The sequence below is a fragment of the Pseudoxanthomonas sp. Root630 genome (assembly GCF_001427585.1).
Classification (GTDB): Bacteria; Pseudomonadota; Gammaproteobacteria; order Xanthomonadales; family Xanthomonadaceae; genus Pseudoxanthomonas_A.
Genome location: NZ_LMGY01000001.1, coordinates 589,579 through 603,082, shown reverse-complemented (window position 1 = coordinate 603,082; position 13,504 = coordinate 589,579). Strand labels below are relative to the sequence as shown.

Sequence of the window (13,504 nt, the reverse complement as noted above, 5' to 3'; positions counted from 1 at the left end):
TGAACGAACCCGCTGACGCGGGAGGGGTGAGCGTATTGGCTGGAATGGCCTCCTGATGGGAAGGTTTGGTTGCTGAAGACCAACCCCTGATCAGGAGACCATCCCATGGCTGATACCACCACGACAGCGGTGAGCCCGCTGCGCCGCCGTATGATCGACGACATGATGCTGCGCAACCTGTCGCCGGCGACGCAACGATCGTACTTGCACGCCGTCACGAAGTTCAGCCGCTATTTCAGACGTTCGCCGGATCGGCTCGGGCTCGAGGATGTCCGGGCATTTCAGGTCTATCTCGTGTCACAGGGGATATCCTGGCCGGCGCTCAACCAGACCGTGTGCGCTCTGCGTTTTTTCTACGGCGTGACGCTGAACCGGGGCGAGATACCCGAGCGGATTGCCTATGCGAGGATGCCCCGCAAGCTGCCGGCGATCTTGAGCGCTGACGAAGTGGTGCGCTTTCTCGAAGCGGTGCCGTCGTTGAAGGCGCGGGCGGCGTTGACCACAGCCTATGCCGCCGGACTTCGCGTATCGGAGGTCGTGAGCCTCAAGGTCGGCGATATCGACAGCGACCGGATGCTTCTCCAGGTGCGGCATGGCAAGGGCGCCAAGGATCGCACGGTGATGCTGTCGGCCCAACTGCTCGATATCCTGCGCACCTATTGGCGCCTGACGCGGCCAACGGACTGGCTTTTCCCGGGACGGGAAGACGGGCCGATCAACGTTACCGTTCTGCATTCGGCGTGCCGATCCGCCGCCAAGGCGGCAGGCTTGACCAAGAAGGTCAGCGTGCACACGTTGCGGCACAGCTTTGCCACCCATCTTCTTGAGAGCGGCGTCGATATTCGCATCATCCAGGTTTTGCTGGGGCATAACAGCCTGTCGACGACAGCGCGCTACACGCAGGTTGCCACGACCACGATCGCTGCGGCGCAGAGCCCGCTTGATCGCTTGACCCTCGAGGTGGTGCCGCCCGCCTGACGCGCCGCCGTGCGCTCGACATTGGAGGTGGCGGATATCTTCCGCCGCCACGGCACTGCCTATGCTCAGGCTCACGACGGCCACCTCGGTCGGGTGGAACGCCGCGTCATGTCCGCGATCCAGTTGTGCCGGACGGCGGCGCTCGGTGGGCACGTCGAGACCTGCGATGACTGCGCACATAGCCGGGTCGCCTACAACTCCTGCCGCAACCGGCATTGTCCCAAGTGCCAAGGCGCCGCCCGCGACCAGTGGCTTGCCGATCGCGAAGCCGACCTTCTGCCCGTTCCCTATTTCCATGTCGTATTCACCGTGCCCGGCGAGGTCGCTGCGATCGCCTACCAGAACAAGCGGCTGCTCTATGGCATCCTGTTTGAAGCCGTCGCCGCGACGCTCAAGACCATCGCCGCCGATCCTCGGCATCGTCTGGGCGGCGAGCTTGGCTTTATCGGTATCCTGCACACTTGGGGGCAGACGCTGACCCATCACCCCCATATTCATTGCCTTGTCCCCGGCGGCGTGCTTGCCGACGGTAGCTCTCGCTGGAGATCGTGCCGGCGCAGCTTCTTCCTGCCCGTCCATGTTCTCTCCAAGCTGTTCCGCAGGGTGTTCATCGAACGGCTGCTGACCGCCCATGCTGCCGGGCAGTTGCAGTTCTTCGGCAACCTGGCGTCACTCCACGATGCCGGATGCTTTGCCGAGACGATCCGCGCGCTGCGCAGGAAGCGCTGGATCACCTATGCCAAGCCGCCATTCGGCTCGCCCGCGCACGTGCTGGCCTATCTTGGCCGCTACACCCACCGCGTCGCCATCGCCAACAGCCGACTGGTGCGCGCCGACGACACCAGCGTGACCTTCCGCTGGAAGGATTATCGCCACGGCAACGCATCGCGCGACATGACCCTTGAGGCCCACGAGTTCATTCGCCGCTTCCTGCTCCACTGCTTGCCCGACGGATTTCACCGCATCCGGCATTACGGTTTCCTCGCCAACGGCATCCGCCGTGCCAGGCTCGCGCAGATCCGGCATCTACTCGCCGACACGCCAGGCGAACCCGCGGTACCTGCCAAGCCTCGAACGCAGCGGCATCCCTTCGATCCCAGCGTCTGCCCATGCTGTGGTGGCAGCTTGCAAATCACCGCGACCTTCGCCCGAGCGCGGCGATGGCCCAACACATCATGAGCATGCTTCGCGGCTCTGATCGACCACTCCGGCATCGCGGCGACATTGCTGATCGATGCGACGATGACGCGCGCCCACGCCAATCTTGGGCGCGGCGTCGGCCCCCACCAAGCGCGCCGCAACCACGCAAATCGACGCTTCCGGGCCGATACACAGGCCGGATTATTCCCCGCGGTGAACATGTCGGCGAACACGTGCAGAGCCTCGAGGTCATGCCCGGACCCACCCGCGAACAACAATATCCATAGCACAGCGCGCGCGTCAGCGGGTTCGTTCAATCCGGCTTCAATGAGGTCGCGCACACAGCGCCAGGACGCCCGCGTTGCGCCCCGCGACCTCACAGAACCCTCCAGATTCCCGCGGCGCGGATTGCGTGATTCATGGGTGGTCGGCTTTCTGGAGGGCCGGCCATGGACGAGCGCTGGAAGTCTGATCTCGAGGGCTGGCTTACGCCCTTTCTCGATGCTCTGCGGCACAAGGTGCGAGCGCGGATGTGTCCGGCCTATGTGGCGGGGCTGATTGGTGCCGGTGATCGCAAGAGCGTCCAGCCGATGGCGGCGCGCGATGGTGGCGTCGGCTACGACCAGCTTCATCACTTCATCGCCGGCGGTGTTTGGGACGCGGCACCGTTGGAGAAGGCTCTTCTCACCGAGGCGGATCGGATGGTCGGCGGCAGCGAGGCCTGGCTGATCGTCGATGACACGGCTTTGCCGAACAAGGGCGAGCGCTCGGTCGGCGTCGCGCCGCAATACGCCTCGGCCCTGGGCAAGAACGCCAACTGCCAGACCTTGGTGTCGCTGACGCTGGCTTCCGGCGAAGTTCCGGTCATGGTGGGCTTGCGGCTGTTTCTGCCCGAGAGCTGGACGAGCGATCCCGCGCGACTGGCCCGAGCCGGCGTGCCGAACGATCACGCAGGCTATCGGACCAAGCCCGAGATCGCGCTCGCCGAGATCGATCGGGCGCGCACGGCCGGCCTGCGCTTCGGCTGCGTGCTGGCTGATGCCGGTTATGGCCTCTCCGCGCCATTCCGGCAGGGTTTGAGCGAGCGTGGCCTCACCTGGGCCGTCGGCATAGGAGCACGCCAGAAAGTCTATCCGGTCGACGTGGCTCTCGTCTTCCCCGTTTCCGGGCGTGGCCGCCCGCGGAAGAACCATGTGCCCGATGCGAAGTCGATATCGGCGGAGAAGATGCTGGCGACGGCGCCCTGGCGCACGCTGAGCTGGCGGCGTGGCACCAAGGGACCGCTGAAGGCTCGCTTCGCCGCCATGCGGATCAGGGTGGCAGACGGGCCGCCCCAGAGGATCGGTGACATGGGACAGCAGCATCTGCCGGGAGAAGAGGCCTGGCTGATCGGCGAACACCGCTCGAATGGAGAGCACAAATATTACCTCTCGAACCTGCCCGCCGACACGTCGCTCAAGCGCTTGGCCGGCGCCATCAAGGCACGCTGGATCTGCGAGCAGGCGCATCAGCAACTGAAGGAGGAACTCGGCCTCGATCACTTCGAGGGACGATCATGGACGGGGCTGCACCGGCACGCACTCATGACCATGATCGCCTATGCCTTCCTTCAATCCCGGCGCCTCAAGCAGGCGAAGCGGGAAAAAAAGAATCCAGGGCCCGCCGCCTCAGCCGACCTTGCCAGCGGTCCGCGCGACCATCATCACGGCCTTCGAAGAGCAACCATCAACACGATGTCCGCACTGCCGCCGCTGGTTCAGCTCTAAAATTCTGCCAAAGTAGTGCTAGATCGTATCATCGTTTCTCTGCCGTCCTGAAGGGGCGCACCTACGGCGTCCTCGAAAGGCATGGGTCTGACCGAAGACCGGCTCCGCCTCGACCATCCTCCCGCAACGTCCGTCACCGGCTTTTTTCCGCCGCGTGCGAGCACGCTTTGCATCGCGAAGCAAAAAAGCCGTCGTCGACTGCCCTCCATTTCATTCCGGCCCTGTGGGTGCGGGCTGATCGCCTCCGGTCTCACGACCGCCATCGAGGACGCGATAGGCGCGGCCCGAGCAACGGAGACACGACAATGGCGACCATCGGCACCTTCACCAAGACAGCGAACGGCGACATCACCGGCACGGTCAAGACCCTGACCCTCAACGTCAAGGCCAAGTTCGCCCCGGCGGCAGGCGAAAGCGAGCGCGGTCCCGACTATCGCATCTTCGCTGGCACCACCGAGTTCGGCGCGGCCTGGAAGAAGACCGCCCGCGAAACCGGCCGCGACTATCTCTCGGTCAAGCTGGACGATTCGAGCTTTCCAGCCCCGATCTACGCCAGCCTGGTCGAGGACGAAGGCGGCGAGGTTCACAACCTCATCTGGTCCCGCCGCAGCGCAGACTGAGCCCGGACACCTCCGAAGCCCCGCCTGAGTAGCGGGGCTTCGTCATACTTGTCTGCGCCTTCAAGAGAATACGGCAATCAGGATATGCGGATTTTAGATTCGGCGGCTTTGCACATCCTGATCCGATCTTCATGCCCGGCGCCCGCTGGCGCTCATGCCGGACGGGTGGCTTGGGGGCGCTGCCCCCTGGCGCGGCGCAAGGGATCGCTGACGCTCGGCCGGGACGGTATCCCCAGCCTTCCTCCACGTCGTTCCTCGTTCCGTGCAGGCCGGGTGATCCCCCTCCGACCCGGCCGCCCTTGCGCCTTACACCCCCCGGTCTCGCCGACGGGCAAGGGTTCAGGAGCCGCGCTTCGCTGCTCTGAACCCCAAGCCCAAGAGGATCAAGACCATGAGCTATCATACCCTTGCCACCCGGTTCGGCCGCAATTCGCATCAGATCAGCGGGCGTGAAGCCCTCGACAATGAAGCCCTGTTTCGCCACGTCCCATCCGTGTTCGCCCGCGAAGCCCATGACAGCCGGTCGGAGCGGTACGTCTATGTCCCTACCATCGAGATTCTGGAGGGGTTGCGCCGGGAAGGATGGTTCCCGTTCTTCGCCGTGCAGGCGGTTCCGCGTGATGGGAACCGTGTCGGCCATGCCAAGCACATGCTGCGCCTGCGCCGCGATGACGGCATCGGCAAGCCGGAGGCGGCGGAAGTCATCATCGTCAATTCGCATGACGGAACGTCCAGCTACCAGATGTTTGCTGGAATGCTCCGCTTCGTTTGCACAAACAGCATGATCGCGGGCGAGCGGTTCGAGGAAGTTCGCGTGCCCCACACGGGCCGCATTCAGGATCAGATTATCGAAGGCGTCTACACGGTCGCGGAGGACTTCCCGCGCCTGATCGACGCCACCGAAGGCATGAAGGAAACCCGTCTCACGCAGGCCGAACAGACCGTGTTGGCCGAGGCGAGCCTTGTCGTCCGCTACGGCGAGGACGAAAGCCCGATTCGCCCGGATCAGATCATCGCCCCACGCCGCCGCGAGGATGTTGGGCAAAGCCTCTGGCAGACCTTCAATGTCATTCAGGAAAACCTCATCCGGGGCGGGATCAGCGGACGCCGCCAGACCGCCGATGGCCGCATCCGCCGCAGCCAGACCCGCGCCATCAACGGCATCGACCAGAATGTCGGCCTCAATCGCGCGCTGTGGACGCTGGCGGAAGGAATGCAGCGCCTCAAGACCGCCTGAAACCCGCAAAGCCGTAGAGCCGCCAATCCGGTTCTACGGCTTTACATCTTTCTGCAATGTCGGATTTCAGATTTTGCGCCGATCCGCTTGTGCGGATCGGCGGAACGGCCGCGCCCAAAAATGCGGCCGCCGCTCGCCGGGCACGCCCGGCTCGCGTAGACTTGAAGAAATACTTCGGATCAGGTATAAATCATTAACCAATATTGATCGACTTGCACGATCATCGTATTATATTGCGAATACTTCAAAGCATACCCCAAGTTGTGGACACTCTATCTTTCCAGCGGCGATCATCGCCGGGGAAGAAAGGGTGACGCCATGCCGAGTTCTGATTGGCGCTCACCGGCAGCCTATGGACATGCCGAACGCATTGCCGCTGCCGGTTTTGCTTGGGAATATCTTCGCCGCCACGACGCGTATCGTCGCGATTTTCGCCGGATGAAAGCCCAGCCGCGTGGCGAGACGCCGACACGGACGGCTTTCGCCGAGCGCTGGGGGTTGCGATTTCCCGGCTGACCCGGACTTGCCTTCCACCGAGGCGCCGGTGTTCTGGTTGCCTGCCTTATCACCGCACGCTTTCGAGCTACGGACTTCACCGGCGTCCGGTGACGATCCCGCCGAAATGCTGGTGGACCTGTCGGGGTTGTCCGGCCTCGACGTTTGCATGGCGTCAGACGGCGCATCGCATGGCCTATGGCGATCTGACGACGCCGCGCACCAATTCTGGCTGGCGGAGCCGTTGCCGATCGATGCCGGCACCTTCATCGTCATCCTGCCGTTCGATCGACTGCTGGAATTGCGCGTCGCCGCCATGCTGCACTTCTGGCGCGCGTTACAGGGCCGTCCGCCCGGAGACTGGCGTTCCGAGTTGCCACAGCAGACGCGGGACCGCCATATCCTGACCTTGCGGGCGCTCGACGGTCGGTTATCCGGCGCGAGCTATCGCCAGATCGCCGAAGTCCTGCTCGGCTTTCGTGGCGCCAAGGCCGATTGGGAAACCGATCCCCGCAAGAACCGGGCGCGCCGCCTGGTTGCCGACGGCGAACGCCTCATGCGAGGCGGCTATCGCGAACTGCTGCACTATCCCGTTCACCTGCCGCGTCGGCGCTGACTACATCGCAAATCGTCTATCGAGATGTTCGTGGCGCCGGAGCTTATCGTGACGCCACGACCGCTACGCCCGCGCCGACCATGACACCGCCAGCCGTCCTGTTGACGCGACGCACAATGGTCGGCGTCCGCAGCAGCCTGCGCGCACGGCCGGCGAGCATCACATGCCCCCCGACCACGACCACCTCGACGGCCAGAATGACGGCCGCCAGAGCCGCGATGTGGCCGGGCGTGAGCGACGATCCGACCACGTTTGGCAGCAGCGCAATGTAGAATAGCGGCATCTTCGGATTGCCGAGGTTGAGGGCTACGCCCGTCGCAAAGACCGCCAGCAGGCCGCGCCGCTCGGATACAGGTCGCAGGTCAGGCACGACGGGCTCGGCCGTCCAGAGCTTGATACCCATCCAGATCAGATAGGCAGCGCCAGCGTAGCGCAGGATCGTCATCACGATCCCCATTTCGGCGGCGATGATCGACAGGCCGAACGCCGCGAGCGTCAGAAAGATGAGGATTCCGGCGACCGTTCCCGCACCATAGGCGATGCCCGAGGCTGCACCGTGCGAGATCGTGCGCGCCACGATGGTCATGTTGTCCGGGCCAGGGCTGGCGGCGAACACGAAAAAGGCCGCCGCGAAGGCGAGTAAGGTCGAAATATCCATGCCGTTCTCCCGATTGTTGTGACCTACCGAATTACAAGGTGAAGCAGCGAGCCGAGCGCATAAAGGCCGAAACCGATCAGGATCAGCCCGGACAGTCTGGACACCCAAACCGCAAAGCCTTCCGGCAAGCGCCGCCGTGCCATCGCCACCCCGCCGCTCAGGACAAACCACCAGAGCAGCGAACCAAGGAATACGCCAGCAACGACGATAACAGCATTGATCGCTCCGGGCGCATCGGCCAACCCGAGGCCAGCGAACATCGCGGCGAAGGCAAGAATGGTCATCGGGTTGGTGATCGTCAGAAGGAACGTCGCCGCGACCGTGCCGAGAAGGTCTCGCGTGCCGACCTGCGCCGCCGGGCGCGGAGGCTTCGGCCTCGTGCTCTTCCAGCCGAGCCACAGCATGAACAGACCGCCGACGAGCTTCAACGGCGCGTCGATCATTGCCAGTGTCGCCGCAAACGCCGAAAAGCCGATCGCCGCAAGGCTCGCGTAGATCGCATCCGCCAGCGCCGTTCCCAGACCTCCGGCCACACCCGCCCAAAAGCCGCGTTCGAGCGTGCGGTTGATGCACAAGGCGCCGATCGGCCCGAGCGGGGCGGCGACCGCCAGGCCGAGAAGCAGGCTTTTGCCGAACAACAGAATGTCCATCAGGCCATCCCCTCTTTCAGAATGAAAGGACCGTCCACGACCGAAGACAGGGCGATGATCGTTTCGGAGCGGGCGAGGAACCCGTGCCCCTTCATATCGGCCAAAAACGCCTCGATCCCGGCGAGTGAGCCAGTGTGGATTTTCATCAGATAGGACCATGGGCCGGTGACGTGATGGCACTCGGCGATGGACGGTTGCGCCGCCGCATAGTTGCGGAACGCGGCCTCGTCGGTGCCCGGCGCGAGCGCGATCCAGACAAAAGCGAGGATCGGCAGGTCCAATGTCTGCGGATCGGCGTCGACGGTCGTGCGGCGGATCGCGCCGCTTGCCGTCAGGCGGCGGATACGTTCGTTGACGGCCGACGCAGACATTTCGACTGCGCTGCCGATATCAGACAGCGAGCGACGGGCGTCCTGGGCCAGAAGGCCGATGATTTTGCGGTCAATGTTGTCCATGGCCGCAATTTATGCCGAATAAAGCCCATAATCAACAAATATTATTGAGCGAGTTGCCCTTCGCCAGTGATTTTGCGGCTACATCGCGGCTTTGCCGCAATCTCTATGGGGGTGCCGAAATCGCACCCCCCTGATTCCGGCACGCTGCAAGCCGCCGTTTCTTCGCCAGGGTTCGCCATAGCCCGCTGCCGCCCTCGGTAGTCCGCTCGAACCCGACCGGAGATCCAATCATGCTTGATCCCAAAACGGGGCTACCGCCCCGATACCTGCGCACGCCCGATGCGGCGCGCTTCCTCGGCATTTCCATCCGCACGCTGGAAAAGCACCGCACCTACGGCACCGGCCCGACCTATCGCAAGATCGGCGGACGCATCGTCTATTCGGTTGATGACCTTCAGGCGTGGACTGACGACGGCATCCGCAAATCCGCCTCGGAGCAGACTGCCACCCGTGTCTTTCCCGCCCGGCCGCTGACCGCAGCCGAAAAGGCGTCCCGCTGAATGCCGGGCGCCGATCATCATGCCCGCAGACGCCTTGGAGAGGGCAGCGAACGCGAACGGCTCGATCCCTTCGTGGTCGCCACCGGCGACGCCAGCCCCCGCGATCAGCGCGATCTCATGGAGCGGCCGTTCTTCTCGCTTGCCAAGGCCAGGCGCATCGCGCCGATCCTCTACGAGGCCGGCGGGCAGCGCGTCGAAGTCTTCGGGATGCCCGAACACGGCATGGCGACGATCTGGGACGCCGACGTGCTGATCTGGGCCGCCAGCCAGATCGTCGAGGCCGAGAACCACGGCCTGCGCACCTCGCGCTTCCTGCGCTTCACACCCTACCAGCTCTTGCAGGCGGTCGGCCGCGCCACCGGCGCGCGCGAATACCGCCTGCTGAAGGGCGCGCTCGCCCGTCTGCAATCGACTGTGATCCGCACCACCATCCGTCACGGCGAGCATTGGCGGCGGCATCAGTTCTCCTGGATCAACGAATGGGAGGAATTGACCACCCGCGACGGCCACGTCGAGGGCATGGAGTTCGTCCTGCCCGACTGGTTCTATCGCGGCGTCATCGACCGTTCGCTGGTCCTGACCATCGACCCAGCCTATTTCCGGCTGACCGGCGGCATCGAACGCTGGCTCTACCGCGTCGCCCGCAAGCACGCCGGCCACCAGCAACATGGCTGGCTGTTCGAGGTCGCCCACCTGCACGAGAAATCGGGCAGTCTCGCGCGCCTCTCCGACTTCGCGCTCGATCTGCGCCGCATTGCCGCCCGCCAGCCGCTGCCCGGCTATCGCCTCGACATCTGGCGCGAAGGGCGGCGCGAGATGATGCAAATCCGCCCCTCCGGTTTATCCACAGTGCCTGTGTATAACCGTGTGGAAACGCTCGTGACTTCGGGCGCAAACGGTATCGGGACTTCGGGCGCAGCACTATCGGGATTTCGGGCGCACGAACCGCAGTTAAGTCTCTGGCCTGAAACGCGGAATCCGGCTGCTAACTTAGAGTCTAACAAAGAATCTAACTCTTCTTTGTTGGCGCGCGCCTGCGCGACCCGTGGTGCCGGTGCCGCCGGCAGGCGGTCGTCATGATCGTCGCGCTCCTCAACCAGAAGGGCGGCGTCGGCAAGACGACGCTGGCGCTGAACCTCGCCGGAGAATGGGCGCGACGGGGCAAGCGCGTCACCCTGATCGACGCCGACCCGCAGGGTTCGGCGCTGGACTGGTCGCAGCAGCGCGCCCGAGAGGGGCTGGGCCGCACGTTCGGCGTCATCGGCCTGGCCCGCGATACATTGCACCGGGAAGCGCCTGAGTTGGCGCGAGACGCCGATGTGATCGTCATCGACGGCCCGCCGCGTGTCGCCGCCCTGATGCGCTCGGCTCTGCTGGCGGCCGACCTGGTGCTGATCCCGGTGCAGCCATCGCCGCTTGACGGCTGGGCCTCGGCGGAAATGCTGGCGCTCATCACCGAGGCGCGCATCTACCGGCCCGAACTGGTCGCGCGCTTCGTGCTCAACCGATGCGGTGCGCGTACCGTGCTCGCCCGTGAGACGGCCGAGACGCTGGCCGATCACGATCCGCCGGTGCTTGCCGCCACCATCGGGCAACGCATCGCCTTCGCCGTCGCTGCACAGTCGGGACGGCTGGTGTCCGAACTGGACGACGACACGCCCGCCGCACGCGAGATCGCGGCGCAGGCAGATGAGATCGACCATCTGCGCATCGGGAGGGTAGCGCCATGAGCGAGCGCCCGACCCGCCGGGGCTTCGCCGCCCGTCCGGCCGATCCCGAACACTGGATCAAGGCGGCGAACGCTTCGCCGCGCGACGGCGATGCCGGCGGCTTCACCGCGCGGCTGACCATCGACGTGACGCCCGAGCTGCGCGGCCGGATCAAGATCGCCGCGTTCCGGCGCGGCGTCACCGTCGCCGACATGCTGCGCGATCTGCTCGCGCGCGAATTTCCACCAACCACCGAAGGAGACCCATCATGACCACCGCCGCGGTTCCCCGCGCGCGGGGCGGCCCCGTGCCGTCCGCGCTACCGGCCGACAGCCTCACCCATGTCGAGCTGACGCATATCGAGAAGCGGATCGAGAACTGGATCAGGTTCGGCCGAGAGGTTCACGAACAGGTGCAGGACCGCCGCCGCCGTCTCTTCTCCTATCGCGCTGGCAGCATCTTCGCCTTCGTCCGCTGGGCGGCCAACGACTTCGGCACCATCATCTCGCGCATCGACATCGTGCGGGCGGTGGAGGCCGGCGAACCCTATCAGACTCTGCCTTTCGTGCGTCCTGGCGGCGACATCCTTCTGAAGATCGAAGGCTGGCCCAAGGTCGAACAGGTGCTCCGCCATATCGACGCGGTGGAAGCGGCCGACATCGACGCTTGCGAGGTCGCGCCGGACCACTGGCGACACGTCGGCAACCGCATCGGCGCGGGCCACCAACCGCGCCCCTACACGGCGGATCGCCATCAGGCGTGGCTCAAGCGGCGGGAGATCGAACAATGACCCGCTTCGGCTATGTCATGGTGACGTACTTTTCCGTGATGGGTATCGCCATCGCGTCCTTCATCCCGACGCCGCTGCGTCTGGTCTGGAACGCTTCCGCCAGCGTGCCGATCGGCCTCTACGATCTCGATCCGCCGCGCAATCTTCGTGTCGGCGATCTGGTCGCCGTCATGCCCTACAAGCCGCTCGCCGATTTCATGGTGGAGCGCGGCTATATCGGTCGCGACGTACCGCTGATGAAGCATGTGGCGGCGCTTTCCGGGCAAGAGGTCTGCCGCACCGGTCGCACGATCACGGTCGATGGCGTGCCATTCGGCGATGCACTCGACCGCGACCGGCGCGACCGCGAACTGCCCGTCTGGCAAGGCTGCCGCCGCATCGCGGACGGCGACATCTTCCTGATGAATCCGTCCGTGCCGGACAGTCTCGACGGCCGCTATTTCGGGCCGATCCCGGCACGCACCGTCATCGGCAAGGCGACGCCGCTCTACACCGACGAAGCCGGTGACGACCATTTCGTCTGGCGTGCCGCCACCCACTGACCCGCTTTCGATCGGCGGGAGCGGTGCTCGCCGATCGCTATCCCAACGCCACCGCCGGAGATTTCCCATGCCGCAAATCGGCCAGTTCACCCGCGAACCATCCGGCTTTGCCGGTCGCATCGAAACACTGACGCTGCTGAGACACATCCATGTCGTTCCGGCCGAGCCGTCCGACGCCGAGAACGCGCCGGACTACCGCGTCCATCTCGGCGACGCGGACGGGCCGGAGATCGGCGCCGGCTGGAAACGCACCGGCGAGAAAGCCGGCGACTATATCGCGCTCACTCTCGACGATCCCGCCTTCCTCGCACCCGTCCGGGCCAACCTCTTCCGTGACGACGACACCGGCAACGCATGGTCGCTGCACTGGAGCCGCCTGCCAAAACGCGACGGGAAGGACTGACATCATGCGATCCGTCAGTCTGTTCGCGCGCGCGATTGCGTTGACCAAGATCATTCCTTTGTTCGCGGGAAAGCCGTCTCATTCCTTCGTCCCGCTCGACCACAAGTCGGCCGGCGCGCGCATCGAAGGTCAAGGGCGGCGTTTCGCCGGCGCTTTGCGCGCACCCTTGACCGTAGCGAGCACGCTGGCAGGCTGGCATCACAGCGGAGACAGTGTGCCTGTCCGATGCGCGCGCCTGCTGCTGGCGGGATTGTTCGCCTGCGCTTTGCCCGTCGCTGCCGTGGCGCAGCCCCAACCGGCGGAACGCAGCGCACCCGCCGATCCCTATGCCGCGCCGATCGCGGAAGCCTCGCAACGGTTCGGCGTTCCGGTCGCATGGATCAGGGCGGTGCTGCGCGCCGAGAGCGCCGGCGATCCGCGCGCGGTGTCGTCGGCCGGTGCGATCGGACTGATGCAGATCATGCCCGACACCTGGGCCGGTCTGCGCGCCCGGCATCGGCTCGGCAGCGATCCCTACGACCCGCGCGACAACATCCTCGCGGGCACGGCTTACCTGCGCGAACTGCACGACCGCTACGGCAGCGTCACCGCCATGCTGGCCGCCTACAACGCCGGCCCCGGCCGCTACGAGGCGTCGCTGTCTGGTCGGCCGCTGCCCGCCGAAACCCGCGCCTATGTTGCCGCCATCGCGCCGGTCATCGACAGCGGCGTGACCGTCCCGCCTGTCATGGTCGCGGTGGCCGATCAGTCGGCATGGACTCGTGCGCCGCTCTTCGTCGCGCAGCCGGATCGCGGTCCCGTTGTCGATCGCGTGCAGGCCGAGAGTCGGTCGAACGATGTTGGACCGGCTCTGCCCGTGCGCGATGTCTCCGCCATCGTGCCGCAGTCGGGCGGCCTGTTCGTCGCGCGGGCGAGCACCGGATCACGACCATGAGGATCGTAGTC

The 13,504-nt window shown here is 65.2% G+C and carries 16 protein-coding genes and 2 pseudogenes; 15 read left to right on the top strand and 3 right to left on the bottom strand.

Features of this window, described 5'->3' with window-relative positions:
- Positions 1-105: 105 nt before the first annotated feature.
- From ASD72_RS02895 to ASD72_RS02870, 7 genes and pseudogenes are all read left to right on the top strand, one after another.
- Positions 106-978 (top strand): tyrosine-type recombinase/integrase, encoded by an 873-nt coding sequence (locus ASD72_RS02895; protein WP_056878437.1) that lies wholly within the window; start codon positions 106-108, stop codon positions 976-978.
- Positions 979-987: 9 nt separating this feature from the next.
- The gene (locus ASD72_RS02890; RefSeq protein ID WP_056878436.1) at positions 988-2,157 is read left to right on the top strand and encodes an IS91 family transposase; all 1,170 of its coding nucleotides are present in this window, start codon (positions 988-990) and stop codon (positions 2,155-2,157) included.
- A 373-nt stretch (positions 2,158-2,530) separates the two neighbouring features.
- Positions 2,531-3,770 (top strand): annotated as a pseudogene (locus ASD72_RS02885) (IS701 family transposase); the annotation flags it as partial.
- Positions 3,771-4,189: 419 nt separating this feature from the next.
- Entirely contained in the window at positions 4,190-4,504 is a 315-nt protein-coding gene (locus tag ASD72_RS02880) for a DUF736 domain-containing protein (protein WP_056878434.1), read from the top strand.
- A gap of 391 nt (positions 4,505-4,895) precedes the next feature.
- On the top strand, positions 4,896-5,741 hold the full coding sequence (locus ASD72_RS02875) for a DUF932 domain-containing protein (RefSeq protein ID WP_056878433.1): 846 nt from the start codon (positions 4,896-4,898) through the stop codon (positions 5,739-5,741).
- A 261-nt stretch (positions 5,742-6,002) separates the two neighbouring features.
- Positions 6,003-6,257 (top strand): DUF6499 domain-containing protein, encoded by a 255-nt coding sequence (locus ASD72_RS20380; protein ID WP_200948804.1) that lies wholly within the window; start codon positions 6,003-6,005, stop codon positions 6,255-6,257.
- A gap of 106 nt (positions 6,258-6,363) precedes the next feature.
- On the top strand, positions 6,364-6,852 hold the full coding sequence (locus ASD72_RS02870; RefSeq protein WP_056878432.1) for a DUF2285 domain-containing protein: 489 nt from the start codon (positions 6,364-6,366) through the stop codon (positions 6,850-6,852).
- Positions 6,853-6,895: 43 nt separating this feature from the next.
- Here ASD72_RS02870 and ASD72_RS02865 read toward each other — a convergent pair whose 3' ends face one another.
- Genes ASD72_RS02865 through ASD72_RS02855 form a run of 3 tightly spaced genes read right to left on the bottom strand, consistent with a single transcriptional unit; the run spans position 6,896 to position 8,615 of the window.
- Positions 6,896-7,510: a LysE family translocator gene (locus ASD72_RS02865; RefSeq protein ID WP_056878431.1), complete on the bottom strand. Its 615-nt coding sequence runs from the start codon at positions 7,508-7,510 to the stop codon at positions 6,896-6,898.
- Between the two features lie 23 nt (positions 7,511-7,533).
- A complete protein-coding gene (locus ASD72_RS02860; RefSeq protein ID WP_056878430.1) occupies positions 7,534-8,160 on the bottom strand; it encodes a LysE family translocator in 627 nt (208 codons plus the stop codon).
- Positions 8,160-8,615, bottom strand: a complete 456-nt coding sequence (locus tag ASD72_RS02855) for an Lrp/AsnC family transcriptional regulator (RefSeq protein ID WP_056878429.1) — start codon at positions 8,613-8,615, stop codon at positions 8,160-8,162. Before ASD72_RS02855 ends, ASD72_RS02860 begins: the two co-directional genes overlap by 1 nt.
- 230 nt (positions 8,616-8,845) lie before the next feature.
- On the opposite strand from ASD72_RS02855, the gene ASD72_RS02850 reads away from it, so the two are divergent.
- The 8 genes and pseudogenes from ASD72_RS02850 (at position 8,846) to ASD72_RS02815 (ending at position 13,493) form a co-directional block, all read left to right on the top strand.
- Positions 8,846-9,115, top strand: coding sequence for a helix-turn-helix domain-containing protein (locus ASD72_RS02850; protein ID WP_056878428.1), 270 nt, complete (start codon positions 8,846-8,848; stop codon positions 9,113-9,115).
- A pseudogene (locus tag ASD72_RS02845) lies at positions 9,116-9,916 on the top strand (replication initiator protein A); the annotation flags it as partial.
- Between the two features lie 275 nt (positions 9,917-10,191).
- Entirely contained in the window at positions 10,192-10,845 is a 654-nt protein-coding gene (parA, locus tag ASD72_RS02840) for a ParA family partition ATPase (protein WP_056878426.1), read from the top strand.
- Positions 10,842-11,096: a hypothetical protein gene (locus tag ASD72_RS02835; protein ID WP_056878425.1), complete on the top strand. Its 255-nt coding sequence runs from the start codon at positions 10,842-10,844 to the stop codon at positions 11,094-11,096. The genes parA and ASD72_RS02835 overlap by 4 nt, the downstream gene beginning before the upstream one ends.
- Entirely contained in the window at positions 11,093-11,614 is a 522-nt protein-coding gene (locus ASD72_RS02830; RefSeq protein WP_056878424.1) for a DUF2840 domain-containing protein, read from the top strand. Before ASD72_RS02835 ends, ASD72_RS02830 begins: the two co-directional genes overlap by 4 nt.
- Positions 11,611-12,156 (top strand): S26 family signal peptidase, encoded by a 546-nt coding sequence (locus ASD72_RS02825; RefSeq protein ID WP_056878423.1) that lies wholly within the window; start codon positions 11,611-11,613, stop codon positions 12,154-12,156. The genes ASD72_RS02830 and ASD72_RS02825 overlap by 4 nt, the downstream gene beginning before the upstream one ends.
- Positions 12,157-12,223: 67 nt before the next feature.
- Entirely contained in the window at positions 12,224-12,559 is a 336-nt protein-coding gene (locus tag ASD72_RS02820; RefSeq protein WP_056878422.1) for a DUF736 domain-containing protein, read from the top strand.
- Between the two features lie 40 nt (positions 12,560-12,599).
- Complete coding sequence (locus tag ASD72_RS02815) at positions 12,600-13,493, top strand: lytic transglycosylase domain-containing protein (RefSeq protein WP_235577908.1); 894 nt, start codon at positions 12,600-12,602, stop codon at positions 13,491-13,493.
- Positions 13,494-13,504 lie beyond the last annotated feature (11 nt).

What these genes read in the sequence shown, in the direction of transcription:
- ASD72_RS02820 (WP_056878422.1), top strand. Translation starts at nt 12,224, where the DNA reads ATGCCGCAAATCGGCCAGTTCACCCGCGAACCATCCGGCTTTGCCGGT.
- ASD72_RS02880 (WP_056878434.1), top strand. Translation starts at nt 4,190, where the DNA reads ATGGCGACCATCGGCACCTTCACCAAGACAGCGAACGGCGACATCACC.
- ASD72_RS02830 (WP_056878424.1), top strand. Translation starts at nt 11,093, where the DNA reads ATGACCACCGCCGCGGTTCCCCGCGCGCGGGGCGGCCCCGTGCCGTCC.
- ASD72_RS02825 (WP_056878423.1), top strand. Translation starts at nt 11,611, where the DNA reads ATGACCCGCTTCGGCTATGTCATGGTGACGTACTTTTCCGTGATGGGT.
- ASD72_RS02860 (WP_056878430.1), bottom strand. Translation starts at nt 8,160, where the DNA reads ATGGACATTCTGTTGTTCGGCAAAAGCCTGCTTCTCGGCCTGGCGGTC.
- ASD72_RS02855 (WP_056878429.1), bottom strand. Translation starts at nt 8,615, where the DNA reads ATGGACAACATTGACCGCAAAATCATCGGCCTTCTGGCCCAGGACGCC.
- ASD72_RS02865 (WP_056878431.1), bottom strand. Translation starts at nt 7,510, where the DNA reads ATGGATATTTCGACCTTACTCGCCTTCGCGGCGGCCTTTTTCGTGTTC.
- ASD72_RS02835 (WP_056878425.1), top strand. Translation starts at nt 10,842, where the DNA reads ATGAGCGAGCGCCCGACCCGCCGGGGCTTCGCCGCCCGTCCGGCCGAT.
- ASD72_RS02850 (WP_056878428.1), top strand. Translation starts at nt 8,846, where the DNA reads ATGCTTGATCCCAAAACGGGGCTACCGCCCCGATACCTGCGCACGCCC.
- ASD72_RS02875 (WP_056878433.1), top strand. Translation starts at nt 4,896, where the DNA reads ATGAGCTATCATACCCTTGCCACCCGGTTCGGCCGCAATTCGCATCAG.
- parA (WP_056878426.1), top strand. Translation starts at nt 10,192, where the DNA reads ATGATCGTCGCGCTCCTCAACCAGAAGGGCGGCGTCGGCAAGACGACG.
- ASD72_RS02895 (WP_056878437.1), top strand. Translation starts at nt 106, where the DNA reads ATGGCTGATACCACCACGACAGCGGTGAGCCCGCTGCGCCGCCGTATG.
- ASD72_RS02870 (WP_056878432.1), top strand. Translation starts at nt 6,364, where the DNA reads ATGCTGGTGGACCTGTCGGGGTTGTCCGGCCTCGACGTTTGCATGGCG.